We start from the raw sequence: 26,157 nt of genomic DNA on the forward strand, positions 1-26,157 counted from the left end.
AATGACGCATTTCCCGACAACAACCGACCGGCAACGGCTCTGGCATCCGCGTGGCGCGCTTTGTGCGGTCTGCCAGCAACCCACCCGTGGTTTTGGCTGGCGCGATCCGCACCGTTCGCAACGGCCCCATCAGCGGAAACATTCCCGCTCTTATTTTTGGTTCTGCTCGATAGCCTGTCAGGCCTTCTGGGCGGCGCGAGCACGGGAGTCTGTGGCCATGGTTGATCTCACCGAAGAAGAACGCGCCGCCGTCACCGCCACCATGCAACGCATCGCCCTGCTGATGGAGGAAATCGGTTGGCAGACGGAATTGGCCGGTCTCACCGAGCGCCAGGTTCGCGCCCTGATCGAGGAGGCCGTCGAGGGTTTCCGCGAGGCCATGGCCGACATCGCCAAATCGCAAGCATCGGAGATTCCGTTTTGACACTGGACTTCAACCACAGGCCGTCCATCGGGGAGCGCATCAACGGTCTCGTCGATGCCGCGCTGATCGGCGAGCGGGACAACGAGACGCCGCGCGATTATCTCGGGGCCTCCCGCCTTGGTGTGCCCTGCGAACGGGCGCTGCAATTCGAGTTTGCGCAAGCGCCAAAAGACGAAGGCAGCGATTTCAGCGGCCAGGTTTTGCGGATATTCGAGATTGGCAACCGGCTCGAGGATCTGGCGATCCGTTGGCTGCGGGCCGCTGGCATCGATCTCGTCACGCAAAAAAACGATGGCGGCCAGTTTGGGTTTTCGGTCGCGAGCGGCCGCATTCGTGGTCATGTCGACGGCATCATTTTGGGTGCATCCGCTGCGCTTGGGTTGCGCATGCCTGCACTCTGGGAGTGCAAAACCATGAACGCCAAGAACTGGCGCGCCTGCGTCAAGGACGGGGTTGCTATTTCCAAGCCGGTCTACGCCGCTCAAATCGCCATTTATCAGGCCTATATGGAGCCGGTGGTGCCGGGGATTTCCGAGGCATCGGCACTGTTCACTGCCATCAACAAGGACACGGCTGAACTCTACCACGAACTGGTGCCGCTCAACGCCGCCCTTGCGCAGCGCATGTCGGATCGCGCCGTGCGCATTCTGCAGGCCACCGACGTGGGTGAATTGCTGCCCCGCGTCGCCCAATCTCGCGATTTCCATGAATGCCGGTTCTGCTCTTACGCAGACCGCTGCTGGAGTGAGCGGTGTCTTGGAAACGCTCCGGGGGAGCGTTTCAGTCGCGAACGGGCGGAGCCCCGGGCATGAGCGACGACAACATCATTCATTTCAACCCGTGGACGGATTTCAACGATGCTGCTCCGCTCGATGATCCGTTCGGGGTGGAGCCGGACGCGGCACAGATCGCAACATTTCTCGATGTGGTGTTCGGCTACTGCGAGGGCCTGATCCCCGTGCGCGGCTTTGTCGACAAGGGTCAGGGTAAAGATGGCAAGCCCCATAATATATGGATCGATGCGGACGATACTGCACCGGAAAAGCTTGCGACATTTGCCAATTGGGCCTCAAAGGAAGGCGCTGCGGTCTATGTGATTCCGGGCACAGTTACTGAGTCGGGTCAGGCCAAATCGGCCGATGTGCTGCAAATGCAGGCGATCATCGTCGATCTGGACGCGGGCGACATTCCGGCCAAACTGGAACATCTGGTCCGGCATCTCGGCCAGCCCACCCTGATTGTCGAGAGCGGCGGGCGCACACCGGACGGTGCGACCGTTGCGAACGGGGCCACCAAGCTGCACATCTGGTGGAAACTGACCGAGCCGGCCGAGGGCGAGGATCTGGCGCGGCTCTGTGCCCTGCGCGGCGAGATTGCCATCAAGGTCGGGGGCGACACCCATTTCCGCTCTGCCCACCAGCCGATCCGCGTCGCGGGCAGTGTCTATCACAAGGGAGGGTTCCAACGCCTGGTGCAGATCCGCGAGCAGAATGCCGTGGAAGTCGATCTCGATGATTTCGCCGAACAGGTTGCGGACATGCCGGCCATTCCCGGTGTTGGCATGACCCCCACACCGGAAACAGCGGACAAACCTGCCCTCGGATCGGTACTGACCACACCGGTGAATGAAGGTGGCACAGACGGTTGGACCCGGTTCGAGGGGGCCTCCGCCGCCATCGGGCATTTCATCCGCATGGTGCACGAGGGGCGCATGTCACCGGACGAGGGCTGGGAGGGCATCCGAGGTTATAACGCCGCCATGTTGCGCCCAAGCTGGCCTGAAGACCGCCTGAAGGCCGAAGCCGACCGGCTCTGGGCCAAACATGTGGAAAAGAACGGCCCGCCACTGCTGCGTACCAACAGTGCCAATACCTCGCCGGAAATGTCCGCGTTCACCCTTGGTGAATTGCTGGATGACACCACGCCAATGCCCGAAGACATCATTGCGCCCCGCGTGTTGACCCCCGGCGGGCTGTTGGTGGTCGGTGGCGCACCCAAGGTTGGCAAGAGCGATTTCCTGATCTCGTGGCTGGTTCACATGGCAGCCGGTGTTTCGTTTTTGGGCTTCACCCCGCCACGCCCTTTGCGGGTGTTCTATTTGCAGGCCGAGATCCAGTATCACTATCTGCGCGAACGCCTGAAGCAGATCGCCCTGCCACCCGAGGTCATCAACGCCGCGCGCGAGACCTTCGTGGCCACGCCCAAGCTGAAACTGCTTCTGGACGAGCAAGGGACCGCCATGGCCGCCGATGCCGTCCGGCAGGCGTTTCCGAACGACCCCATCGACATTCTCTGCATCGACCCGATCCGAAACGTCTTTGATGGTGGCCCGGACGGTGGCGGTGAAAATGACAACGGCGCGATGATGTTTTTCCTGCGTGACCGCGTGGAGGTTCTGCGCGAGGCCGTGAACCCCGATTGCGGCGTGATCCTCGTCCATCACACCAAGAAACTCGGTAAGCATCAGGTCAAGGAGGATCCGTTTCTGGCGCTGTCGGGGGCCAGCTCCCTGCGCGGGTTCTACACCTCGGGCATCATCATGCACCGCCCCGACGAGGAGGCGAGCGAGCGCAAACTGGAAATCGAGCTGCGCAACGGACCGGCGCTGCCGTCCAAACTGATCGACAAGGTCAAGGGCCAGTGGGTCGAACTGAACCCGATGAACGAGCGCCTCGTGCGCAAGGATGTGGGTGCGAAACATGACGCCGAGCGGGTGCGCAAGGGGGATGTGATCCTCGGCATCCTGCTGGATGCGGCCAGTGACGGGCATCTCTACACCATCAACCAATTCGCCGAGGCGTTTGAAAACACCGCCGGTCTGGGCGGAAAGGACACGATCCGCGAACGTCTGAATGTGCTTTCCACCAAAGGGTTCATCAAATTCCTGCGCGATGGAAAACCCTATGGCCTTGCGCCTTCGCGTTCCCGTTTTGGCTATCTCTGCGTCGAGGGGATGGAGTTCCCCGGGGAAGGTGAACAGGTCGATCCCGACACTGGTGAGGTGCAACCCGCCCGTATTCCGGTGCGCCCGACGCATTTCAAATCCCCTCGCACCGGAGCTCTGCTCGAGGTCGAAAACCCCGAAATCTGGGTCTGTGCGCAGGAGGATCGGCCATGATTTTCAATGCCATGAAACCTGCGCGGTTTTGCGCTCCAACCAGTTTGAACCAGATAGGGTGGATTTCCGAAACTACCCCGACAATATCCCGACAGGCTACGCGCTACCCAGTTTGGACCAGTTTGGCTTCGCAACCCAAACTACCCCTGCAGCGCTACGCCCAACCACGTCGTGCTTCGTCCCAACCAGATTGGGTGGACGATTGCGGTTTAAGCGCCCCAAACTGCATTTTCATCCGCAATAACAATCCCTTGCACCCCGTTCCTAGTTTAGGGGTGAAACCCACTCCTACGGAGTGGGAGGAGGACGCTGGCGGCTACGCCTTGCGTCTCCTCCTCCGGGCTCCGTTTCGGAGAGTTTCCGCGCATTGCATTCGACCACCAAGGAGACCCAGCCCATGGCCACCAAAAAGCTCGCCCGCAGAATTCATTTCCAGCAGCCCCCGGATGTCGGGTTCGTCCTGATGTGGGAAGGTCAGCGCTACGAGCTGGTGGCGCACGAACCGCACATTCGTCGTGATGGTTTACCAACAACCCTTTTGGTTTGGCGCAGTCATTGCTGCGATTGCGGCGAGGCCTTCGAGGTGGTCACGGGGCTGGTGGCGAACGGGTATTTCAACCGGCGTTGCCCAGACCACCATCGCCCTGGCCGAGCCGTCACCATGGCCGGGCAAAAGCGTCGCGAGCGATTTCTCAAACGAAATCCGACGCGGAGGAAATCCCGTGTCTGAGCATTTCCAATTCCAGAGCAGTTCAAACAACAGGAGACTACCGATGAACAGTATTGACCCCAACCTTTGCAAACCCGAACCCGCACTGGCTACTCCCCCACCAACCCTCGGGGCCATCCTTGCCCTTGACCTTGGCACCACAACGGGCTGGGCGCTGAAATCTCCCGATGGTTTGATCACCAGCGGGACCGTCAGCTTTCGCCCAAGGCGCTTTGATGGCGGGGGTATGCGCTACCTGAGGTTCGTAAACTGGCTGACCGAGTTGGACCAACTCGCGGGGCCGATCGCCACCATCTGGTTCGAGGAGGTCCGCCGCCACGTGGGCACCGATGCAGCACACGTCTACGGCGGGCTGATGGCCACGCTGACCGCCTGGGCGGAAATGCGGGGTGTGCCCTATCAGGGGGTGCCGGTTGGCACGATCAAGAAACACGCCACCGGCAAGGGTAATGCCAGCAAAACCATGATGATCGCGGCAGCCCATGCACGGGGCTACCGCCCTGCAGACGACAACGAGGCCGACGCCATCGCCATCCTGCACTGGGCGCTGGAAACGAAGGGAGGCATGGCATGAACGGCATGAGGTTTGCCCCGCGTGGTTACGGCGGTACCCGCCGCGCGCCCGATCAGGTCAAGCGCGAGGGCTGGAAGGAACAGGGGTTGTTGGCCGTGGCACTCGATGATGACCGGCTGACATGGCCGGAACGGGAGTTAGTTCGCCAACTGGGCGAAAAACTCTATGGCAAACGCCCGCAGGACGGGGAGGTCGCGCGATGAATGACTGGACCCCGAGCCTGGTAGAGGCCCGCCTTGCCGAAGCCGCCTTCGTTCTCAAACGCCTGCCCGAACCGCGTCAGCAGGGGTATTTCAACGCCTGGCCGGAATACTTCCACAGCTTTGCCGATCAGGTCGGACAGGACCCCAGGCCCATGCGGGTGCTGCCCTCGCCGCAGGCGATCAGCCGGATGGAGGAAACCCTGACCTGGACCGCGTGCCTCGAGCCGACGGATGGCAAGATCGTCTGGATGAAAGCCCACGGCCAACGCTGGAAAACCATCTGCTGGACGGTCGGTTTGCAGCGTTCGGCCGCCCATCAGCATTGGGTTTACGGGCTTTGTGTGATCGCGCTCACTCTGAATAAACGTCGGTTCAATCGCAGGCTATCGAAGCGGCGCATAATAGAACTGGCGGGTGCGTCGCAGTTCTGATGGCTGGATAGAATTGTGTCCGGCGGACACTTTTCGATGGGACAAAAGCCAGCTTGTGGGGCTATATTTTGGATATACTCGGGAGAGGAACGCGCAGCGATGATCGCAGCCAAACAGTGCCCGCAATGACTACCGCAACGATTTGTACGGGTCCCTTCCTGTGTAAAACGTATACGGGGGGGCTAGGCGCGCAAGTTTGCTAGCGACAGGGCGAAATTTTTGGGAAGCCACCCGGAGTCCAGTTTCGCGACCGCCCGCAGTAATGATCAATAAAACAAAGCGTTAGCCGCCCGTTACAGGTGGCTTCCTAGTGGACCCCTTTGGGTCCGGAAAATCCAGTTGGAATCCGGTAGCGGGGTCCACCCGTCGGAATCCATCGGCTCCATTCAGAAATCACAGAAAACCGATATGACCCTCAGCTTCGCCCCTGACGCGATCGAGCATTGGTCGCTCGACCGCCTGAAACCCTATGCCAAAAATGCCAAAATGCACGGCGCGGACCAGGTTGCCAAGATTGCCGCCAGCATGGCCGAGTTTGGCTGGACCGTGCCTTGTCTCGTCGCGGACGACGGTGAGCTGATCGCGGGCCACGGTCGGGTGCTGGCCGCCGAGCAACTGGGGTTGAAGGAAGCCCCGGTGATCGTGCTCGGGCATCTGTCGGACGAACAACGCTGCGCCTACCGGATCGCCGACAACAAGCTGACCGAGCTTGGCGAGTGGAACGAGGTGGTCCTGTCCGAGGAGCTGCAATTGCTCGCGTCGGAGGATTTTGACCTGTCGCTGATCGGGTTTGATGATGGCGAACTGGATGCGTTGCTGTCCGGCCTCGATGACGAAACCGACACAGAGGGCGAAGATGACATTCCCGAGCCGCCCGAGGATCCGGTCAGCCGACCGGGGGACCTTTGGGTGCTCGGCAATCACCGTCTGCTTTGCGGTGACGCGACGGTGGCCACCGATGTCGAGCGGGTGCTGGGAAATGTGACACCGCTGTTGATGGTCACCGATCCGCCTTACGGGGTGGAATACGACCCAAGCTGGCGAAACCAGACCGGAGCCTCGGCCACCAAACGCACCGGCAAGGTGCTGAATGATGATCGTGCCGACTGGCGCGAGGCCTGGGATTTGTTCCCGGGTGATGTCGCCTACGTCTGGCACGGCGCATTGCATGCGGCCACTGTGGCCGACAGCCTCGAAGCGGCAGGTTTCAATGTCCGCTCGCAAATCATCTGGGCCAAGGATCGGCTGGTGCTGAGCCGTGGCGATTATCACTGGCAGCATGAACCCTGCTGGTATGCCGTTAAGAAAACCGGCAAGGGCCACTGGGCGGGGGACCGCAAGCAGACCACGCTCTGGCAGATCGCCAACAAAGATCAGGATGCGGACACCGTGCACGGCACGCAGAAGCCGGTGGAATGCATGCGCCGCCCGATCCTGAATAATTCCAGCCCTGGTCAGGCGATTTACGAGCCGTTCATGGGATCCGGCACGACGCTGATTGCGGCCGAGACCACGGGGCGGGTCTGCCATGGGATCGAGTTGAACCCCGCTTACGTCGATGTGGCCGTCGAGCGCTGGCAGCAATTCACCGGCCAAACCGCAACACTGGACGGGACCGACCAAACCTTCGCCGAGCTGGCGGAAAACCCGCGCTGAGGCATGCATGAGCTGGCTTTACATCCCACCGGAGACACTTCCGGAGCCGCAGACCTGTTCTCAGGTCTGTCGCTCTGCACCGGAGCTGGCGGGATCGACCTTGGCCTCACCATCGCATGCCCCGGGTATCGCACTGTCTGTTACGTCGAGCGGGAAAGCTATGCTGCGGCCACCCTCGTGGCGCGGATGGAAGACGCGGCCCTGGATCAGGCACCTCTGTGGGACGACATTACCACCTTCGATGGCCGCCCTTGGCGTGGCACGGTGGATATCCTCACTGGAGGCTATCCATGTCAACCTTTCAGCGTCGCGGGGAAGCGCCAAGGCGCGGAGGATCCCCGCCATTTATGGCCACATTTCGCGCGGATCATCGCGGAATGCCACCCCGAATGGGTGTTTCTGGAAAACGTCGCCAATCATCTCAACCTCGGTTATCGCGAGGTCAGAGGCGAGCTGGAAGGCCTGGGCTACGACGTTACGGAAGGATTGTTTACAGCGGCAGAAGTCGGCGCGCCGCACAAGCGCCAGCGGCTGTTCATCCTCGCTCGGCGAAACCAACTGGCCGACACCACGCGCCAGCGCGAACGAAAACCGGCAGACCAGACCGACGCCGTCGCAACTGGCCGGCAAGCACGGGATGAATCTGGCGACCAAGGCGGCGATGTGGCCCACGCCCCAGACCGACAGTTTCCGCACGCGGAGTGGAGCGCGCAAGAACGAAAAGGGGCTGGACCGCATGGCGCGGGACTGGCCGACCCCGATGGCGAGCGATGGCTGCAAGCCCAGCGGCGGCAACCGCCGCTCCGCCGATCTGACCCATGTGGCGGGTATGTGGTCGCACCACCCGCAGTGGTCGCACCACCCGCTGTGGCCGACACCGCTGGCGCGGGACTGGAAGGGAACGAACAGCCCCGAGCATGTGAAACAGCAGCCCCCGGCGCGCAATCACATGGACCAGCTGGCGAATTTCGCCGTGTATTCCCGCCAGGCCCTGACGATCTCGGGGGATGGCGAGACTACCTCGGATCAGCGCCGCAGCTTGAACCCTCTGTTCGTCGAGGCGCTGATGGGCTGGCCCACAGGGTGGACCGGCTTCGCCTTTGCGGCAACGGCGTGGTCCCCCTGGTTGCAGCACATGCGTTCAGAATTCTTGCGGCTCGGTTCAGTAATGATGGCTGACGAGGCGGCGCAATGAAACAATCACGCACCATGTCGTTGGTGGAAGCCATCGCCAATGTCGTGGTGGGCTACGGGGTGGCCGTGATCACCCAGATGCTGGTGTTTCCGGTGTTTGGTTTGCACACGACGCTGACCCAGAACCTGAAACTTGGTTTGGTCTTCACCGTGGTGAGTATCGCCAGATCGTTCACGCTGCGGCGGGTTTTCGAAGCGCTTCGGGTTCGTATGGGAAAACGGAACACCGCCGCCCCGATGGAGCGGCGGCGACAATGAATGGCATGGGTCAGGATGCGATTTTGTAAGTTCGCCCGCGCCCCTCGACTTTCTCGGAGCTGATGGTCAGCCCAAGGCGTTTTTTCAGCGCACCCGATATGGCTCCGCGAACCGTATGCGGTTGCCATCCGGTGGCTGCGGTAATCTCGGCGATCGTTGCACCGTCGGGGGCTTCGAGCATTTCGATCAGCATGGCCTGTTTGGTGCTGGAGCGGGGTTTCGGCTTGGCCGGTGCCGGATCAGGTTGCGGAGTTTCCGTCTCGACTCCAATGGCCGCCAGCCCCGCATCGGTAATGACCAGCGTGGTGCCGTGGCCATCACCAGTCTTGCGCCATGTCGGTTCGCCCTTGCGAATGTCGGCCTCGACTTCGTCCAAGAGGCCGCGTTTGATCAGCGGTACGATCACCTTGTTGGCGGCCCCGCCCCGCAGCCGGTCCGGCAGCGGCAGGGCAATACGATCAGCCTGTTGCGACGCACGCGACAGGATGAGGGTCTGGGTTTCGGTCAGCTTGCTCATGCCTTGACCTCCCATGCGGTGAATTCATCCGCCATGCCGAAGCTTTCGGCGGTGCGGCGCAGAAATCCGGGCGATTGGCGCTCGCAGTCGGCAGCCAGTTTGGCTTCCTCCGCGAAAACCTCGCGGGGCAGATGGTTGAGGGTGCCGTATTGCAGGCGCATGGAGGCCTCGACTCCGGCGGGGTTCAGGTCGGGCGCAAGTTCATGAAGGAGTTTCTGGTAAAACATCGTTCGTCTCCGTGTTTTGGGCGGCAACCATCGCAGCCCTACTACCGCCTGAAGCCCCGCGCATGGCGGGGCGGGCAGGAAAGGCCGTGAGTTATTCGGCGTATTCGCCCTCCTGAAAGGCGCGGTCAAAATCTCGCGCAGGTTCTTTGACATGTCTGGCCAGATCGCCAACATGGCCCCATGTATGGATGGCCCCTGCTGGGCAAGTACAAAATTGGTACTGCAACTGGCGTTTCGCGGCCATGTATTCGGCGTCTGTTTGCAGATGTATTTCTGCGCGCCTTGATGAAGTCCGCATGTATCAGGTCCAATCAGTGGAACGCGATCGTATCGCTTGGGGCCACACGGGGTGTCCTGATACGTTTATTGCCTTTTGCCATCACCTCACTTTGCGCCTTGCCGTCTCGGAAGCCGGGCGGGCCCGGCTATTGTGTTTTGGTCAATTTATGCGGGCCGGTAGCTTTGGCCGGATTTCAACAACGCCCAGATCGTTCGGGCCATTTTGTTCGCAATGGCAATCGCCACCACCTTCACCGGCTTTCTCTTCAGCAATTGCCAGATCCAATCATCGCCTTCCCCACGCCGGCGTCGTGTGCGGATACGCGCCAGAGCGCCAAGATAAAGTAACCGTCGAATATACCGGTCACCCATTTTCGATATGCCACCCATCCGTTCCCGACCGCCGCTTGAATTCTGTTTGGGGGTAAGGCCGATCCATGCCGCATAGTCGCGTGCTGAGCGGAACTGCGACACATCCGGCGTTGTCGCGGTAATCGCGCTGGAAGTCAGCACCCCGACACCGGGGATCGTGGTCAGGCGACGTGCAGTTGGGTCTTGCCGTTGGGAAATCTCAATTTGGCGGGTGATTTCGGCAACCCGATCACGGGTCTCATGGAACTGCCGGGAAAGGAGATCGAATGCAACGCCAGCTTGTTCTGGAAGCTCTGCGGCTGCCTCAAGCAGACGGTCGACATTTTGTACGCCAACAGGCGCAACAATTCCGAATTCAGCCAGATGCGAGCGGATGGCATTGACGATCTGCGTGACCTGCCGGACCAGAATATCGCGGGTGCGGTGTTGCATCAAGATGGCTTGGTGTTCTTCGGTCTTGGCTGGCACAAAGCGCATGGTCGGCCGGGTTACAGCCTCGCATATTGCTTCCGCATCTGCGGCATCCGTCTTTTGACGCTTGATGTAGGGCTTGACATAAGAAAGACCTCTGCATGAGGCCATGGCTTTCGGTTGAAGCAAGATTTCGGCCGCCCACCTTGCGCCCCTGCGGGTCCGGCGGACAGACGGGTGGCGGGGTTTGGGGCTATGCGATTGCGGGGGTTTGCGGGTTGAGGGTGATCCTGTTTGCGGCCTTGAGCAGGTTTTGCGCGATGGCGGCCATGACCATCTGGGCATGCACCCTGGCGCGCCCGAAATATCTCGCCCGCTGCAGGCCGAAGAGGCGTTTCATCGTGCCGAAAGTCTGCTCGATGCGGAAGCGGCGTTTCGAAATCAGCCGGTTGAAGCGTTTCTCCGATTGCCGCAGGGGGCGGCCGCGCGCTGCCTTGCGCAGGATGCCGTCGCGGTATTTGCCGCGCAGCATCTGGCGGTTGGCCTTGCTCGCATAGGCCTTGTCGGCCAGCACCCGCTGCGCCTTTGCGCCCGCGATCATGGTGGCGAATTCGGGGCTTTCGGCGGCATTGGCGGGCGTGGTGTGCACCTTGTCGATAAAGCCCTCTTCGTCGCAGCGGGCAAAGCCCTTGTAGCCGAGCGTGCTCTTGCGGCCCTTCTTGACCCAGCGGGCATCAGGGTCGGCGCTGAAATGCAGCTGTGCCCCGTCGGGTGAGACCTCGGGCGGATCATCCGGCGTCCCTTCCCTTGCCCCGTCCTCTGCCCGGTCCTGCGGGGCGTCGATATGGGTGCGCGGGCGCGCCGCCGCCGCGATCAGGGTCGCATCAATGATCGCCGCCTCAGCCTCTTTCAGCTTCAGCCCATGCGCCTCGATCTGGCGGCAGACCTCGGCCAGCAGCTCATCGTAAACGCCACCCCGGACCAGCGCATTGCGGAACCGGCAGTGGGTCGTCTCATCCGGCACCGACGCGTGCAGATCGAGCCCGCAGAACAGCATGAAATCCAGCCGCACCTTCAAGGCCCGCTCCAGCTTCGGGTCGCTCAGCCCGTGCCACTGGCCAACCAGAAGACACTTGAACAGAACCAGCGGATCATAGCCCTGAGGCCCGATCCCCGAGCGCCCCAGACCGCGCCGCAGGATCGGCAAAAACGAGTTCCAATCCATCAGCGCGTCGATCTTCGACAGAACGTCATCCGCGCCGATCCGTGCCGCCGCTTCGTGCAGGAAAAGGTCCATCTATTCACCCCAGAGATTTCCCGGCTAGCTTACCAAAACGGCCAACCCGGGGGAATCCCGATGTTATGCAGAGGTCTTTAAGAAGGTGGCATCAGACGCACATTATGGCCCAGACGTGTCAGCTCACGCGCCCAGAAGTGGGCTCCGGCGCAGGCCTCAATGCCAATCAGACAGGAATTCAGCAGCCTAAAGAATGAAAGAACCTGGCTGCGGCGCAACTGGCGTCGGACAATCACTTGCCCTTGTATATCAATGCCGTGCACCTGAAAAACATTCTTGGCAATGTCGAGGCCGACGGTGACGATAGCCTCTGCTTGTAGTTTCTTGTTCATGATCCTCTCCTTGTGAAGCACTTCTACGGCCCTCACTTTGCCATAGTGAGTTGACGGAAGCAGGGGCCATCCACGCCATCAGTGAATCTCATCGGGGTTGGCGTTGAAATGCTCCTCGCTCAGCACCTGCAGGCGGGTGAGCATGGTGTCGATCTCGGCCTTGCGGGCCATGAAGGTGGCAAGGGCCTTGTCGTTGGTGCGGGCTGCTGTGGCTGGTGCTTTGGTCATTGGGGTTCCCTTCGGGTGCATCGTTCTGGTGTAATCATCTTCGCTCTGATCGGGGTGTATATCCAGTAAAAGAGAAGCAATATCATTGCGTTGATTGACCCGAGAGGATTGTAAATGGCGACCGCCACACAGCCCCTCGCGGTGATCGCAAAGCTGCTGGACCTGTCCGAGCGCCGGGTGCAGCAGCTGAGCCGCGAAGGCGTGATCCCGAAAGCGACGCGCGGACAATATGACCTGATCGGTTCGGTCCGGGGTTACGTGCGCTACCTGCGCGATCAGGCGGTGAGCGCACAGGCCGGGGCGCCGGATTACGCCGTGGAACGAGCCCGGTTCATCCGGGCCCGGGCCGATCTGGCGGAAATGGAAGCGAACCAACGGCGCGGTTCGCTGATCGCCGCTGACGACGCCGAGGCCGCATGGATTGCCATTCTGGCGTTGCTGCGCACCCGGTTGTTGTCCCTGCCGGATCGGCTGGCCCCGCTGGTTCATGAACAGGACAACCTGGCCGGAACACGGGATTTGCTGCGCGCAACCCTGCGCGAAGCCCTTGAGGATTTGGCCAACAACGATGTGCACCTGGACCCAGATGACAAAGCGGCCACCGACCCTGACGATCTCGGGCTCGCCGATCCTGCGCCGGACGGTGAGACAAGCGCTGGCGACCCTGCGGCCACCGCCGGAACTGACGATCAGTGACTGGGCGGATGCGAACCGGCGGCTGAGTTCGGAGGCCAGCGCCGAACCAGGACAGTGGCGCACCAGCCGGGCGGAATATCAGCGCGGGATCATGGATGCGATCTCGGATGCATCCGTGGAGACAGTTGTGGTCATGTCAAGTGCCCAGACGGGCAAGACCGAAACCCAACTCTGTGCCGTCGGCTACCACATCGATCAGGATCCGGCACCCATCATGGTGGTGATGCCGACCGAGCGCGATGCCGAGACCTGGTCGAAGGACCGGTTCTCGCCGATGGCGCGGGATACGCCTTGCCTTACCGGCAAGATCGCCGATCCGAAATCGCGGGATGGCAACAACAAGATCCTGCACAAGCGATTTCCGGGTGGGCACCTGACCATCGTGGGGGCGAACGCGCCATCGGGACTGGCGAGCCGCCCGATCCGGCTGCTGATGTGCGATGAGGTGGATCGCTATCCGTTCAGCGCCGGGGCCGAAGGCGACCCGGTCAATCTGGCCAAGAAGCGGACGGTCACCTTCTGGAACCGCAAGATCGTGCTGGTCTCGACGCCGACCAACAAGGGCGCGAGCCGGATCGAGGCCGCGTATGAGGAAAGCGACCAGCGCCAATACCATGTGCCGTGCCCGGAATGTGGGGCGGAACAGGTGCTGGTGTGGGGCCAGGTGAAATGGGACAAGAACGCAGACGGAACCCATCGTCCCGAAACCGCAAAGTATCATTGCATCCATTGTGATGCGGCGTGGCGTGACGAGACCCGTTGGGCAGCTGTCCGGAAAGGACATTGGCAGGCGAACGAGCCGTTCGCCGGGATCGCCGGATTCCATCTGAATGAGATTTACTCGCCTTGGGTTCGGCTCGAGGCGATGGTGAAGGCGTTTCTGTCGGCCCGCGCTGGGGGCGACGAGGCGATGAAGACCTTCGTCAACACGTCGCTTGGCGAGTCCTGGGTGGAGAGCGGCGAAGCCCCGGATTGGCAACGGCTGCTCGACCGCAAGGAAGTTTGGGCCGCAGGCACCGTGCCCGCAAACGCCCTGTTCCTGACGGCGGGCGCGGACGTTCAGAAAGACCGGATCGAGGTGGATGTCTGGGCCTGGGGGCGTGGGCTGGAAAGCTGGCTCATTGACCACATCGTGATCGAGGGTGGTCCGGGGTCGGAATCCTGCTGGCGGAAACTGACGGACCTTCTCGGCCGAACATGGCAACATGCTAATGGCAGCCAGATGACCATCGCGCGGCTGGCTGTCGATACCGGCTATGAAACCCCCGCCGTTTACGGCTGGGCGCGCAAGGTCGGCTTTGGCCAGGTAGCGCCGGTCAAGGGCGTGGAAGGGTTCAATCGGGCCAGTCCCGTCTCGGGGCCGACCTTTGTTGATGCGACGATTGCAGGCAAACGCCTGCGCCGTGGCGCGCGGCTCTGGACCGTGGCGGTCTCGACATTCAAATCTGAGACCTACCGGTTCTTGCGATTGGATCGCCCGACGCCCGAGGAACTTGCGGGCGGAGCATTGTTCCCGCAGGGAACATTGCACTTGCCGTCATGGATCGACAGTGAATGGCTGAAGCAACTGGTCGCCGAGCAACTGGTGACGGTGAGGAACAAGCGCGGCTTTGCACGGCTCGAATGGCAGAAGCTGCGTGAGCGCAACGAGGCGCTCGATTGCCGGGTCTATGCCCGCGCGGCGGCGTGGATCCTCGGGGCGGATCGCTGGTCGGAGAAACAATGGGATGAGCTGGAACGACAGGTGGCGGTGCCGGATGCGGAAGTCGGTACCGGAGCCGTGAAAGCCGCGCGCCAAAACCGTCCCGCAAGCCAGCGCCGTTCGGTGCGCTCGAGCTACATGAGGTGATCGATGGCAACGCTCGCAGAACTGCAAACCCGCCGCGAGGCGCTGACGGCCTCACGCGCCAGCGGCGTTGCCCGGGTCAGTTACGATGGCAAAACGGTGGAATACCGCAGCCTCGCCGAGATCGACCGCGCCATCGATGTACTGGATCGCGAGATCGCCACTCTCGAGGGCCGGTCGGTGATCCGGCAGGTCCGTGTCACCACGAATAAGGGCCTCTGACCCATGTGCCTGTTTGACATGCTTCGTCGCAGGGAAACCGGCGGCCCAGCCTCCGTGCGCGCCCGCCTCGAAGGGGCGATGTCGCGTCGCCGCCTGCGCGGCTGGCAGCCCCCCTTGGAAAACATCAACTCGCTGGTGGCTTCGGGTGGGCCACGCTTGCTGGCCCGCTCGCGCGAGTTGGTCGTCACCAATGGCTATGCCGCCAATGCCTGCGAGGCCTATGCCGCCAATCTGGTCGGCGACGGGATCAAGCCTTCGTCGCTGATCGAGGACGGGGCGTTGCGGGATCGGGTTCAACGCCTGTGGCTGGCCTGGACCGACCAGGCGGACGCCGACGGGCTGACGGATTTCTACGGGCTGCAGGCGATGATCGCCCGCGAAATGTTCGTGGCCGGCGAATGCTTCGTGCGTATCCGGCCCCGCCGCGCTGAGGACGGGTTGCTGGTACCGATGCAGTTGCAGCTTTTGCAATCGGAAATGCTGCCCTTCGAGAAAACCGAGACCGCCGCCAACGGCAACCGTATCCGCTGCGGCATCGAGTTCGATCTGATCGGGCGGCGCGTCGCCTATCATTTCCGCCGCCGCCATCCCGGTGACAGCACCGATCGGGGTCCGGTAATTCCGAACACCACCCGTGTGCCCGCCGAGGATGTTTTGCACATCTACCGCCCGATCGATGCGGGTCAAATCAGGGGCCTGCCGCATGTCGCCCCGGCGATGGTGCGGTTGTTTCTGCTCGATCAGTATGATGACGCCGAGCTCGACCGCAAGAAAACCGCCGCGATGTTCGCGGGCTTCATAACCAAGAACGCGCCGGAAGAGGCATTGATGGGCGAGATCGAGGATGAGGGAACCGGGATTGGCATTGCCAGCCTGGAACCCGGCACCCTGCAGGTTTTGTTGCCCGGCGAAGACATCAAGTTCTCCAGCCCTGCTGATGTCGGCGGCGGCTATGAGGCGTTCCAATATCGCACCCTGCTGGCGATCTCGGCGTCATTAGGGCTGCCCTATCATCTGGTGTGTCAATGAGCATTTAAAACTGACCCGGTTTCGGCATTTAAATTTGCCCCCCCCTTTGTGGCGCAAAGCCCCCAGTCGGGCCGCCTTCATGTAGCGAGTCCGTCTGGGGGCTTTGCTTGCGGAACGGCTAGTTTTTTCTACGGCGTTTACTCTGGGCGAACCGGTATGAGGTATTGCCGGTTTCGATGATGTTGCAGTGATGAGTGACGCGATCCAGAAGGGCGGTTGTCATCTTGGCATCCCCGAAGACCGAGACCCATTCACCGAACTCAAGGTTGGTTGTGATGATGATGCTGGTCTTCTCGTAGAGCTTGCTGATCAGATGGAAGAGCAACGCGCCACCGGATTTGGGAAACGGGATGTAGCCCAGCTCGTCGATGATGACGCAGTCCAAAGCCGAGAGCTGCCGGATGATCTTCCCTGCATTGCCGTCGGCCTGTTCCTTGATCAGGGCGTTGATCAGATCGACGGCGTTGAAGAAGCGCGCCTTCTTGCCGTTGTTGATCAGCGTCGTTCCCAGCGCGATGGCGATGTGGGTTTTGCCCGTGCCGGTTCCGCCCACCAGGATGAGGTTATGGGCCTCCTCTGTGAACTGGCCGGTGCAGAATGGTTCGATCTGGGCCTGGGTGAGGGCGGCGGCGCTGTAATCGAAGGTGGCGAAGTCCTTGTGATGGGGGAACTTCGCAACCCTCATTTGATACTGGATGGAGCGCACCCGGCGCTCTACAGTCTCGGCGTCGATCAGTTGCCTTATCGCTGTGGTCAGACTTGGCGGCTTGCGCGCGGACAGCAGATCATGGGCGCAAGCTGCCATTCCATGCAACCTGAGGGCTGTCAGTTGGTCGATCAAGGCATTCATACGGCAACCTCCTCAGCCGAGCACAGGGTCTCATAGCGTTTGCAATCGGCTTCGGGCCGCAAGGTCAGCTGCGGATAAGCGCAGGCATCGCTGAGCGGTGTGATGACCGGTTCCACCAACTGGTTGATCAGATTGATGATGGCGGGCAGCCGCAGGGTGTTTTGTGCCACCGCCAGATTGCAGGCCGTCTCGACCACCTCGATCCCGTGATCCTGTGCCAGCAGGAGCAGGTCGACGAACTCCCGATCCCCGCCTTTACCAGCCATGTAATGTTCCCTGATCCGATGCATGGCCTCGGGCAGTTCCCAGCCCACAAAGGGGGCGCCATTGCGCAGGGCACCAGGCTTGCGGTCCAGCAGGGGAACGTAATGCCAGGGCTCGAAATAGCTGATATTGCGGGTAAAATGACGCCTGTGCTCGGCAATCACATCCTGACCGGAGACCACCACGATCCGGCCGGCATAGGCGCGTAGCGACACATGATGCCCGGCAAAGCGGGAGGGCACGCTGTAGCGATTGCTGGCATATTGAACCAGGCAGGTGGAGCGGACACGGACGGTCTTTTCCACGTAGCCGTCGAAGGCCCGACCCAGGGGGCGCAGTTCGGCGCGCTCGTCTTCGAACACTTCGGTAATCGTGCGATCCTGCTGCTCGGGATGGGGACGCTCTGCCAGATCTTCGCAACGCAGACGCAGCCACGCGTTCAGCGCCTCGAGATCATCAAAGGCCGGTTCGGGAACGAACAACCGGCCCCGCAAGAACTGGACCTGGTTCTCGACCTGTCCCTTCTCCCAGCCCGCAGCGGGCGTGCAGGCCACCGGCTCCATCACATAGTGGTTCATCAAGGCCAGGAACCGGGGATGGAATATCCGCTCCTTCGAGCGCGAAACGTAGGTCACCATGGTCTTGGGGTTGTCGATGATCACCCTGCGCGGAACGCCTCCGTAAAAGGACAGCGCCTGCACGAAAGCATCCAGCACCATCTCCTGGGCTTCACCGGGATAGGCAATCACGAAAGGCTTGCGGCTGTGACACAGGCGGAAATGAGCGACCTTCACCTTCTGCTCGACACCACCCAGTACGACCCGTTCTTCGCTCCAGTCAAATTGCAGCGCGTCACCCGCCGCAAAATGCAGCGGGATAAACGCATCTCCCGAACAGGCCCCGGCGCGCTTCAACTCACGAACAAAACGCTGAACCGGCGAATAGGACCCGGTATAGCCCTCTGCCACAAGCTGCTCGTATAGCTTCTGGGCCGTCCGCCGCTCCCGGCGTGGTCGCCTCGAGTCCTGATCAAACAGTTCCTGCAGCCGAAGATCAAACCCATTGCACAGTTTGTGCCGAACTGGCGGCGCATGGCGCTGGTAGCTCGGCGGATTCTCGTCCTTCAAATACTTCTTGATCGTGTTCCGCGACAGTCCCGTCGCCCGCGCCACAGACCGGATGCTGCGCCCTTCAACCAGCACCCAGCGCCGGATCTTCGATACGCTTTCCATCAATAAGACCTCTGCATAACATCGGGATTCCCCCGGGTTGGCCGTTTTGGTAAGCTAGCCGGGAAATCTCTGGGGTGAATAGATGGACCTTTTCCTGCACGAAGCGGCGGCACGGATCGGCGCGGATGACGTTCTGTCGAAGATCGACGCGCTGATGGATTGGAACTCGTTTTTGCCGATCCTGCGGCGCGGTCTGGGGCGCTCGGGGATCGGGCCTCAGGGCTATGATCCGCTGGTTCTGTTCAAGTGTCTTCTGGTTGGCCAGTGGCACGGGCTGAGCGACCCGAAGCTGGAGCGGGCCTTGAAGGTACGGCTGGATTTCATGCTGTTCTGCGGGCTCGATCTGCACGCGTCGGTGCCGGATGAGACGACCCACTGCCGGTTCCGCAATGCGCTGGTCCGGGGTGGCGTTTACGATGAGCTGCTGGCCGAGGTCTGCCGCCAGATCGAGGCGCATGGGCTGAAGCTGAAAGAGGCTGAGGCGGCGATCATTGATGCGACCCTGATCGCGGCGGCGGCGCGCCCGCGCACCCATATCGACGCCCCGCAGGACCGGGCAGAGGACGGGGCAAGGGAAGGGACGCCGGATGATCCGCCCGAGGTCTCACCCGACGGGGCACAGCTGCATTTCAGCGCCGACCCTGATGCCCGCTGGGTCAAGAAGGGCCGCAAGAGCACGCTCGGCTACAAGGGCTTTGCCCGCTGCGACGAAGAGGGCTTTATCGACAAGGTGCACACCACGCCCGCCAATGCCGCCGAAAGCCCCGAATTCGCCACCATGATCGCGGGCGCAAAGGCGCAGCGGGTGCTGGCCGACAAGGCCTATGCGAGCAAGGCCAACCGCCAGATGCTGCGCGGCAAATACCGCGACGGCATCCTGCGCAAGGCAGCGCGCGGCCGCCCCCTGCGGCAATCGGAGAAACGCTTCAACCGGCTGATTTCGAAACGCCGCTTCCGCATCGAGCAGACTTTCGGCACGATGAAACGCCTCTTCGGCCTGCAGCGGGCGAGATATTTCGGGCGCGCCAGGGTGCATGCCCAGATGGTCATGGCCGCCATCGCGCAAAACCTGCTCAAGGCCGCAAACAGGATCACCCTCAACCCGCAAACCCCCGCAATCGCATAGCCCCAAACCCCGCCACCCGTCTGTCCGCCGGACCCGCAGGGGCGCAAGGTGGGCGGCCGAAATCTTGCTTCAACCGAAAGCCATGGCCTCATGCAGAGGTCTTTCAATATCACCTGCTCTTTCCTCCGCACAATTTTGCGCGGATGTTAACGAAACAGGTGGGTCAATTTTACTCGCTCATAACCCACCCAAGTGGGTCAGTTTTGCACGCCGATTCACACCCTTCAGGTCGCGGTTCTTTCGATGGCAATCGGGATTGTAATCGGCCTGTGTTTGGCGTTGATCCGGATACATCTTAAAGGTCCGCTCCATTGGTTTGCCTCGGCCTGGGTTGAATTGGCGCGTAATACGCCGGCCCTGTTCCAGTTGTTTTTCTTCGGCTTTGGTCTTGGCGCATTTGGCCTGCACCTGTCGCCTTATGTCATCGTCCTGACCGGGCTAAGTTTCAACTGCGCCGGTTATCTGGCGGAAAACTTTCGCGGCGGCTTTCGGGCGGTTCCCGATACGCAAATACGAGCATCGCGCAGCCTTGGGATGACGGCATGGCAGACCTATACCCGCATCATAATTCCGCAGGTGTTTCGCATTGTCTATCATCCGATCACCAATCAGTTGGTCTGGGCAGTTTTGATGTCCTCATTGGGTATGCTTGTCGGATTTCGAGAACTCAGCGGTGAAACGCAATTCTTTGCCAGTCGCACATTTCGGATATTCGAGTACTTCGCTGTGACTGCTGTGATTTACTATGTGATCGTCAAAATCGTCTTACTCGCCTCGCGGCTCTTGGCTGCCCGGCTCTTTCGGTACTGAGGAGAAATGTATGCAACCGACTATTAATTTTTTCAGCGGTTTTAACGTCAATGACCTTTGGTTTCTGGGCGAGGCTGCTTTGCGCACCATGTGGATTTCCGTTCTTTCCGGGTTGTGTCTCGAAAGTGGTGGAAATTGATTTCAGGCACCTCCGAGCGGGTTGAGTTATGCGCCGGTCAGGCGGCTTGGTCAAGGGTTGCGTCGGCGACGGGCTGAGCGAGCGTTTCCCAGCCATCGACCTTTCGCATGACGATCTGCCCCGAGGCCATCAGAGCCCAAAGCAGCATCGGCACGGTCTCGGCGCATGGCAGCACGGTCTGGGTCTTGATGCGGCGGCGGAATTCCTCGTTCAGGCGTTCGATCGCATTTGTCGTTCTGGCCGATTTCCACTGGCCTTGTGGCAGACGCGTGAAGGTGAAAAGCTTATCTCCTGCTTCTTCCAAGCTGTCAGCGACGGCCTTGCATTTCAGCCGCCATTTTCGCAGAAATGCCTTGCGGCGGGTGGCGATTTCCTCGGGTGTTTTGGCGTAGATCATGTCGCGGTAATCTTCTGTCAACTCATCATGCATACGCTTGGGTGCCTTGGCCAGAAGGTTGCGGTGCTTGTGCACCGTGCACCTCTGGATCGGCAGATCTTCACCCCAGAGGGCAATGAGAGCGACCTCAAGTCCCGGTGCCCCGTCCACGATGACAAATTCGGGCCGTTTCAACCCGCGCGCATCCAGATCGTTGATGAACTGACGCCAGGCGGAGGTGCTTTCGCCGCCCATGTTCATCAGTGATAACAAGACCTTCTGCCCATCCCGGCGCACGCCAATCGCGGCCAGAACCGAGATATTGGTGGCCTTCCTGTCAATCCGCGTTTTGATCACGGTGCCGTCCAGGATCAGCCGCACGATGTCTTCATCCGCAAGGCTGCGGGCGCACCACGCCTGCCAGTCCACCTTCACCTTGCGCCAGGCGCGGCTCACCACATCCTTGCTGACCGCCCCCTGAAACAGGCCGAACAGGGCGCGTTTTACCCGCCGTGTGTTGGTGCCCGAAAGGTAGACAGCAGCGATCAGCGCCTCGGCCTTCTTCGTCAGCCGCTGGTAGCGGGGCAATGCCTTCGAGCGCCATTCTCTGGCCTTGCCGGCCTCGCCTGTGATCCGCGCACGCGGCACGCGCACCGTTTCGGTTCCAAATGTTCCGACCAGTTGCCGCTCGCGATGCCCGTGGCGGTATCCGGCCTTTGCCCCGCCGCTGCGGCCATACCGGCAACGGCCCAGAAACTGCTCCAGCTCCTCTTCGAAAACCGCCTCGATCGTCGCGCGGATGTTCTGGCGCAGCCGGTCTTCAATCGGGTCATAGCCTGCTTCATTGGCCAGTAGCGCGGATGTCGATGTTGCTGTATTCTTTGTCATGGCGTGATCTCCTTGGCGGTTCCAGCCGCCGGTTGGGTGGCTTCGATGCACCCGGAGATTACGCCGTCCTCGAATTTCCACCAAACTCGCGACACTACCTCTTTCCGTTTCAATGGGAACTGTTCTGGGGATATTCTTTGGGTGGATGTTGTATGAGGGCAAGCTGGTAGCAACACTGACTGTCGCACCAATTCTTGATGTTTTCCGATCGGTGCCTTTGATTATCCAGTTGGTATTGTTCTATAATTTCGCACCAATAGTTGGGCTGAACCTGGGCCCATTCGGATCAGGTGTGGCGATCCTGACGATCTACACGGCGGCGCTTGTGGCCAGCGTGACACGCGGTGGGATTGAGGCGGTGGATACTCCAATGCGCCGCGCTGCACGCAGTCTGGGTATGTCCTACTGGCAGGACCTGCGCTATGTCGTCTTTCCGATTGGCGGGCGGGCTGTGTTTCCCGCGTGGGTCGGTGTGGCGCTTGGCGTTATGAAAGATAGCGCGCTGGTGTCGGTGCTTGGCTATGTCGAACTGCTCAAAGCCAGCCAGATCCTCATCACTCGAACTCAGGAACCCCTCCTGATTCTTGCAATCGCCGGTGCGTTATATTTTGCGCTGTCATATCCAATTTCGCGCTACTCCGCGTCTCTTGAAAAAAGGTGGGTTCAATGATTAAAATCCGTAACCTCCACAAATACTATGGGGAACCTCTAAAAATCCCCCAAAATCCGGCCTGACGGGGTAGAATCGTCATCAGGATGAAAATGATTCGACCGACGGGGTTTTGTCATGGGTCAGATGGGATTTTTTGATCTTTCCAGCCGATACGCGGGACTGGACAAATCTGGTGATCCGCTGGTGTTGCTCAACGACATGGTGCCGTTCGAGGATTACCGGGACGAGCTGAAGGCCATATGGCGCACGCCGCCCGAACAGCGCAAATCCAACGCTGGCCGCCCGCCTTGGGATGAGGTGCTGATATTCAAGACGATGGTTTTGCAGCAGCTCTACAACCTCTCTGACGATCAGATCGAGTATCAGATCCGCGACCGCCTGTCGTTCATGCGGTTTCTCGGCCTTGGCATTGAAGACAGCGTACCTGACGCCAAGACCATCTGGGCCTACCGTGAAAGGCTGGCCGGGGCCGGGAAGATGAAGGAGCTGTTTGACAAGTTCGATGCCTTTCTGCGCGAAAAGGGCTATCTGGCGATGGGCGGGCAGATTGTTGATGCGAGCATCGTTCCGGCGCCGCGCCAGCACAACAAAAGGGACGAGAACGAGAAAATCAAGGCGGGCGAAACGCCTGAAGAGTGGGAGGAAAAACCCCACAAGAAGCGCCAGAAGGACGTGGATGCGCGCTGGACGAAGAAGCACGGCAAGAGCTATTACGGCTACAAGAACCACATCAATGTCGACCGGCGGCACAAATTCATCCGCGCTTATGATGTCACCGATGCCGCCGTGCATGACAGCCAGGCGCTTGCCGGTCTGATTGATGCGAGCAACACCTCATCGGACCTGTGGGCCGACAGCGCCTATCGCTCGCAAAAGATCGAAAGCGAGCTGGAAGAGCGGGGGCTTCACAGCCATATCCATCACAAGGGCAGGCGCGGCAAGCCGCTTGGCGAGCGCCAGCAAAAGGCCAACCGGAGGCGCTCGAAAGTGCGGGTCCGGGTCGAGCATGTATTCGCTTTTCAGGAGCGCTCCATGGGCGGCAAGCTGATCCGCTCCATCGGCCTGAAGCGGGCGCGATTTCGCATCGGGATGATGAACCTGGTCTACAACATGAAGCGCTTCGTCCAGTTCGAATGCGGCCTGGCGGCGCCGGGATAAGGGTTCATGGGGTGAGGTGTGCCTGAAATACCCAAAACCGGCTTGAAACCGGTGAAAATGGGTTTATGATCCGAAGCAATCAGGCGGGACAGGCGAAAAACCGTCCACCCCGCCGCGAAGAAGGCGAAAACGGGAATTTACAGAGGTTCCCAACAGTTTATTGTTGATCTTGGCCATCCCGTGTCCATCCCATTCAGTTCGGCATTCCATGTATTGATGCCGATTGGTTAACAATGTACAAAAGTTGTGAACAATTGCTAGCCGCAAATACCGCTTTGGTTGTTTATTTTTGCTAGAACTGTTGCATTCGTACTGTGTCCCCGCAGCGCGTGGACATAAATAGAAAGAAATCCTCAGGGTTGGGCAATAATTATATGGTGAGTAAAAAGTCCAAACTATTCCTTTCCGTAATTCCGATGCCTTTGGTTGTTGTCGGTGGGCAAGGCAGGATTCAATTTGCCAATGGACCCGCAATCGAAGTGTTTGGCCCTGATATGGAGGGCAACCATTTTACAACGGTTTTGCGACAACCGGCTTTGCTGGAGGCAATAGAAGGTGTCCTTCAGGGGCAAAAAACCTGCAAGTCACGCTATCAAAACACAATTGGGGACAGTGTTACGCTTTATGATGTGACATGTTCACTGATTGCAGGACGGGGAAAAACGCCCGTTGTTCTGATCAGTTTCCAAGACGTTTCCCCGCTATTGGAGGCCGGCCAGATGCGGAGCGATTTTGTTGCCAATGTCAGCCATGAACTGCGCAGCCCGTTAACATCTCTGTTGGGATTTATCGAAACTTTGCGTGGTCCGGCAAAGGATGATGCAAAAGCGAACGTCAGGTTTTTGGAGCTTATGGAGCGCGAAACCAAAAGAATGACGCGTTTGGTCGGGGATTTGCTGTCTCTATCAAAGGTAGAATCCGAAGAGAAGGTGCGGCCGAATGAAAAGATAGACATTCTACCGGTTCTTGAGCTGTCACAGCAGATATTGCAACCCGTCGCGCTGGAAAACAATGTAAAGGTCGCAATAAACAGGCCGGATAACAGGGAGACGATGATCAAAGGTGATGCCGATCAATTACAGCAGGTGTTCACCAACCTTATTGAAAACGCGATAAAATACGGTGGAGACGGGGGTAAAGTTGTCGTTGATGTTACCTATACCAGTCGCGAACCCAGTCTGCGTGGACCAGCCGTGCATGTCTCAATTGCGGATCAGGGGGATGGAATTGCCCAAATCCATATTCCACGACTGACCGAGCGGTTTTATCGCATAGATAGCCATCGTTCGCGCGAAATGGGCGGAACGGGGCTGGGTCTGGCGATTGTAAAACATATCGTCAACCGGCATCGCGGGCGATTGAAAATTACCAGCATCAAAGGCCAAGGCAGCACATTTACGGTGATATTACCCGCCGCATAAGGCCATTGTCATATAGCTGTTACAGAAACTTCACATAACTATTGCGACAAGGCCATAAATTCGAATCGTGGTCGCTGTTGACCCGTTGCGAAATTTGACATGGAGTTTGTAAATGCCCTTTGCCATTCGCCTTGCCACTATTGCCCTTGCTGTCTTTGCCGCCACCACTGCCACTGCGCGTGATCAGGTGCAGGTTGCCGGTTCCAACACGGTTCTGCCCTATGCCGCGATTGTGGCCGAAGCCTTTGGTGAAAGTTTTGATTTTCCTACGCCGGTCGTTGAATCAGGTGGCTCTTCGGCTGGTCTGAAAAAGTTTTGCGAAGGGGTCGGTGAAAGAACGATCGACATCGCCAATGCCTCGCGGCGGATCAAGGACAAGGAAATCGCACGATGCCACGAAAACGGTGTGACGGAAATTATCGAAGTGCGCATCGGCTATGACGGTATTGTTTTTGCCAGCGCTATTGACGGTAACGATTTTGCATTTGCACCCGCCGATTTGTTCAATGCATTGTCCGACAAGGTTTTGGTTGATGGCAAAATGGTTGCCAATCCGAATACAAACTGGTCTCAGGTCAACGCGGATCTGCCGGACCAGCCGATCCAGACCTTCATCCCCGGCACCAAACACGGCACCCGCGAGGTGTTCGAGGACAAGGTTATTCTGGCCGGTTGCGAAGCCACGGGTGCCTATGATGTGCTGAAAGAGGCAGCAGATGGTGACAAAAAGGCCGCCGAAAAGGCCTGTATCGCCCTGCGCACCGACGGGCTGGCCGTGGATATTGACGGCGACTACACCGAGACATTGGCGCGGATTTCCAGCAACAAGGATGGTATCGGCGTGTTTGGTCTGGCATTCTATGAAAACTATACCGACAAGTTGCGGCTTGCCACCATTTCGGGGATTTTGCCATCGACCGAAACCATTGCATCTGGCGAATATCCTGTATCGCGGCCACTGTATTTCTATGTGAAAAAGGCCCATATCGGTGTGATCCCCAGTCTGAAAGAATACGCCGAATTCTTCGTGTCTGACGAAGCCGCCGGGCCGGAGGGGCCATTGGCGGATTACGGTCTGGTGTCCGATCCCAAGCTGTCCGAAACACAGCGCATAATCGCTGACGAGGTGACAATGAAATGAACCGTCATTGTGGACCATACCCTTGTATAAACAAT

The 26,157-nt window shown here is 59.8% G+C and carries 28 protein-coding genes and 2 pseudogenes; 21 read left to right on the plus strand and 9 right to left on the minus strand.

What is annotated here, in order from left to right; translation table 11 throughout:
- Position 1 precedes the first annotated feature (1 nt).
- The 11 genes and pseudogenes from ACQY4M_RS04245 to ACQY4M_RS04295 all read left to right on the plus strand — a co-directional run bounded on the left by ACQY4M_RS04245 (position 2) and on the right by ACQY4M_RS04295 (position 8,588).
- Positions 2 to 424, plus strand: coding sequence for a DUF6511 domain-containing protein (locus ACQY4M_RS04245; protein WP_428541242.1), 423 nt, complete (start codon positions 2 to 4; stop codon positions 422 to 424).
- On the plus strand, positions 421 to 1,236 hold the full coding sequence (locus ACQY4M_RS04250) for a hypothetical protein (RefSeq protein WP_428541245.1): 816 nt from the start codon (positions 421 to 423) through the stop codon (positions 1,234 to 1,236). Before ACQY4M_RS04245 ends, ACQY4M_RS04250 begins: the two co-directional genes overlap by 4 nt.
- Positions 1,233 to 3,542: an AAA family ATPase gene (locus ACQY4M_RS04255; protein WP_428541248.1), complete on the plus strand. Its 2,310-nt coding sequence runs from the start codon at positions 1,233 to 1,235 to the stop codon at positions 3,540 to 3,542. The genes ACQY4M_RS04250 and ACQY4M_RS04255 overlap by 4 nt, the downstream gene beginning before the upstream one ends.
- Before the next feature lie 397 nt (positions 3,543 to 3,939).
- Positions 3,940 to 4,272, plus strand: a complete 333-nt coding sequence (locus ACQY4M_RS04260) for a hypothetical protein (RefSeq protein WP_428541251.1) — start codon at positions 3,940 to 3,942, stop codon at positions 4,270 to 4,272.
- A 226-nt stretch (positions 4,273 to 4,498) separates the two neighbouring features.
- On the plus strand, positions 4,499 to 4,846 hold the full coding sequence (locus ACQY4M_RS04265; RefSeq protein ID WP_428541254.1) for a hypothetical protein: 348 nt from the start codon (positions 4,499 to 4,501) through the stop codon (positions 4,844 to 4,846).
- Positions 4,843 to 5,049: a hypothetical protein gene (locus tag ACQY4M_RS04270; protein ID WP_428541257.1), complete on the plus strand. Its 207-nt coding sequence runs from the start codon at positions 4,843 to 4,845 to the stop codon at positions 5,047 to 5,049. The genes ACQY4M_RS04265 and ACQY4M_RS04270 overlap by 4 nt, the downstream gene beginning before the upstream one ends.
- Positions 5,046 to 5,480 carry a DUF6362 family protein gene (locus ACQY4M_RS04275; protein WP_428541260.1) on the plus strand — a complete coding sequence of 145 codons (435 nt, stop codon included), beginning with the start codon at positions 5,046 to 5,048 and terminating at the stop codon, positions 5,478 to 5,480. The genes ACQY4M_RS04270 and ACQY4M_RS04275 overlap by 4 nt, the downstream gene beginning before the upstream one ends.
- 408 nt (positions 5,481 to 5,888) lie before the next feature.
- Positions 5,889 to 7,136, plus strand: coding sequence for a site-specific DNA-methyltransferase (locus ACQY4M_RS04280; RefSeq protein ID WP_428541263.1), 1,248 nt, complete (start codon positions 5,889 to 5,891; stop codon positions 7,134 to 7,136).
- 3 nt (positions 7,137 to 7,139) lie between these two features.
- Positions 7,140 to 7,721, plus strand: a pseudogene (locus ACQY4M_RS04285) (DNA cytosine methyltransferase); the annotation flags it as partial.
- 151 nt (positions 7,722 to 7,872) lie between these two features.
- A complete protein-coding gene (locus ACQY4M_RS04290; protein WP_428542111.1) occupies positions 7,873 to 8,331 on the plus strand; it encodes a hypothetical protein in 459 nt (152 codons plus the stop codon).
- Positions 8,328 to 8,588, plus strand: coding sequence for a DUF7220 family protein (locus tag ACQY4M_RS04295; RefSeq protein WP_428541266.1), 261 nt, complete (start codon positions 8,328 to 8,330; stop codon positions 8,586 to 8,588). The genes ACQY4M_RS04290 and ACQY4M_RS04295 overlap by 4 nt, the downstream gene beginning before the upstream one ends.
- A 10-nt stretch (positions 8,589 to 8,598) precedes the next feature.
- Here ACQY4M_RS04295 and ACQY4M_RS04300 read toward each other — a convergent pair whose 3' ends face one another.
- From ACQY4M_RS04300 to ACQY4M_RS04325, 6 genes and pseudogenes are all read right to left on the minus strand, one after another.
- Positions 8,599 to 9,105, minus strand: coding sequence for a DUF3489 domain-containing protein (locus tag ACQY4M_RS04300; protein ID WP_428541269.1), 507 nt, complete (start codon positions 9,103 to 9,105; stop codon positions 8,599 to 8,601).
- Positions 9,102 to 9,332, minus strand: a complete 231-nt coding sequence (locus ACQY4M_RS04305; RefSeq protein WP_428541272.1) for a hypothetical protein — start codon at positions 9,330 to 9,332, stop codon at positions 9,102 to 9,104. Before ACQY4M_RS04305 ends, ACQY4M_RS04300 begins: the two co-directional genes overlap by 4 nt.
- Before the next feature lie 444 nt (positions 9,333 to 9,776).
- Positions 9,777 to 10,583, minus strand: coding sequence for an IS110 family transposase (locus tag ACQY4M_RS04310; protein ID WP_428541275.1), 807 nt, complete (start codon positions 10,581 to 10,583; stop codon positions 9,777 to 9,779).
- Between the two features lie 64 nt (positions 10,584 to 10,647).
- The gene (locus ACQY4M_RS04315) at positions 10,648 to 11,691 is read right to left on the minus strand and encodes an IS5 family transposase (protein ID WP_428539221.1); all 1,044 of its coding nucleotides are present in this window, start codon (positions 11,689 to 11,691) and stop codon (positions 10,648 to 10,650) included.
- 80 nt (positions 11,692 to 11,771) lie between these two features.
- Positions 11,772 to 12,023: pseudogene (locus ACQY4M_RS04320) on the minus strand (IS110 family transposase); the annotation flags it as partial.
- Between the two features lie 78 nt (positions 12,024 to 12,101).
- The gene (locus tag ACQY4M_RS04325; protein ID WP_428541278.1) at positions 12,102 to 12,251 is read right to left on the minus strand and encodes a hypothetical protein; all 150 of its coding nucleotides are present in this window, start codon (positions 12,249 to 12,251) and stop codon (positions 12,102 to 12,104) included.
- 114 nt (positions 12,252 to 12,365) lie between these two features.
- Between ACQY4M_RS04325 and ACQY4M_RS04330 the strand changes: the two genes are divergently transcribed.
- The 4 genes from ACQY4M_RS04330 to ACQY4M_RS04345 are packed head-to-tail and all read left to right on the plus strand — an operon-like array spanning position 12,366 to position 16,044.
- Positions 12,366 to 12,947 (plus strand): terminase small subunit, Nu1, encoded by a 582-nt coding sequence (locus tag ACQY4M_RS04330; RefSeq protein ID WP_428541281.1) that lies wholly within the window; start codon positions 12,366 to 12,368, stop codon positions 12,945 to 12,947.
- Positions 12,895 to 14,796: a phage terminase large subunit family protein gene (locus ACQY4M_RS04335; RefSeq protein WP_428542077.1), complete on the plus strand. Its 1,902-nt coding sequence runs from the start codon at positions 12,895 to 12,897 to the stop codon at positions 14,794 to 14,796. Before ACQY4M_RS04330 ends, ACQY4M_RS04335 begins: the two co-directional genes overlap by 53 nt.
- Before the next feature lie 3 nt (positions 14,797 to 14,799).
- Positions 14,800 to 15,015 carry a phage head-tail joining protein gene (locus ACQY4M_RS04340; protein ID WP_428541284.1) on the plus strand — a complete coding sequence of 72 codons (216 nt, stop codon included), beginning with the start codon at positions 14,800 to 14,802 and terminating at the stop codon, positions 15,013 to 15,015.
- A 3-nt stretch (positions 15,016 to 15,018) separates the two neighbouring features.
- The gene (locus ACQY4M_RS04345) at positions 15,019 to 16,044 is read left to right on the plus strand and encodes a phage portal protein (protein WP_428541287.1); all 1,026 of its coding nucleotides are present in this window, start codon (positions 15,019 to 15,021) and stop codon (positions 16,042 to 16,044) included.
- Between the two features lie 118 nt (positions 16,045 to 16,162).
- Here the strand turns inward: ACQY4M_RS04345 and istB are convergent, their stop codons facing one another.
- Positions 16,163 to 16,894, minus strand: coding sequence for an IS21-like element helper ATPase IstB (gene istB / locus ACQY4M_RS04350; protein ID WP_428539322.1), 732 nt, complete (start codon positions 16,892 to 16,894; stop codon positions 16,163 to 16,165).
- Positions 16,891 to 18,390 carry an IS21 family transposase gene (istA, locus tag ACQY4M_RS04355; protein ID WP_428539289.1) on the minus strand — a complete coding sequence of 500 codons (1,500 nt, stop codon included), beginning with the start codon at positions 18,388 to 18,390 and terminating at the stop codon, positions 16,891 to 16,893. The genes istB and istA overlap by 4 nt, the downstream gene beginning before the upstream one ends.
- An 82-nt stretch (positions 18,391 to 18,472) precedes the next feature.
- On the opposite strand from istA, the gene ACQY4M_RS04360 reads away from it, so the two are divergent.
- A complete protein-coding gene (locus ACQY4M_RS04360) occupies positions 18,473 to 19,516 on the plus strand; it encodes an IS5 family transposase (protein WP_428539221.1) in 1,044 nt (347 codons plus the stop codon).
- A gap of 192 nt (positions 19,517 to 19,708) precedes the next feature.
- On the plus strand, positions 19,709 to 20,326 hold the full coding sequence (locus ACQY4M_RS04365; protein ID WP_428541290.1) for an amino acid ABC transporter permease: 618 nt from the start codon (positions 19,709 to 19,711) through the stop codon (positions 20,324 to 20,326).
- 176 nt (positions 20,327 to 20,502) lie between these two features.
- Here ACQY4M_RS04365 and ACQY4M_RS04370 read toward each other — a convergent pair whose 3' ends face one another.
- Positions 20,503 to 21,729: an IS256 family transposase gene (locus tag ACQY4M_RS04370; protein WP_428539582.1), complete on the minus strand. Its 1,227-nt coding sequence runs from the start codon at positions 21,727 to 21,729 to the stop codon at positions 20,503 to 20,505.
- Between the two features lie 112 nt (positions 21,730 to 21,841).
- On the opposite strand from ACQY4M_RS04370, the gene ACQY4M_RS04375 reads away from it, so the two are divergent.
- The 4 genes from ACQY4M_RS04375 (at position 21,842) to ACQY4M_RS04390 (ending at position 26,122) form a co-directional block, all read left to right on the plus strand.
- Complete coding sequence (locus ACQY4M_RS04375) at positions 21,842 to 22,399, plus strand: amino acid ABC transporter permease (RefSeq protein WP_428541293.1); 558 nt, start codon at positions 21,842 to 21,844, stop codon at positions 22,397 to 22,399.
- Positions 22,400 to 22,516: 117 nt separating this feature from the next.
- Positions 22,517 to 23,560: an IS5 family transposase gene (locus ACQY4M_RS04380; RefSeq protein WP_428539227.1), complete on the plus strand. Its 1,044-nt coding sequence runs from the start codon at positions 22,517 to 22,519 to the stop codon at positions 23,558 to 23,560.
- Positions 23,561 to 23,934: 374 nt separating this feature from the next.
- On the plus strand, positions 23,935 to 24,981 hold the full coding sequence (locus ACQY4M_RS04385) for an ATP-binding protein (protein WP_428541296.1): 1,047 nt from the start codon (positions 23,935 to 23,937) through the stop codon (positions 24,979 to 24,981).
- Positions 24,982 to 25,093: 112 nt separating this feature from the next.
- Positions 25,094 to 26,122, plus strand: coding sequence for a substrate-binding domain-containing protein (locus ACQY4M_RS04390; protein ID WP_428541299.1), 1,029 nt, complete (start codon positions 25,094 to 25,096; stop codon positions 26,120 to 26,122).
- Positions 26,123 to 26,157: the final 35 nt, after the last annotated feature.

Source organism: Profundibacter sp. (assembly GCF_965277155.1).
Taxonomy (GTDB): domain Bacteria; phylum Pseudomonadota; class Alphaproteobacteria; order Rhodobacterales; family Rhodobacteraceae; genus Profundibacter.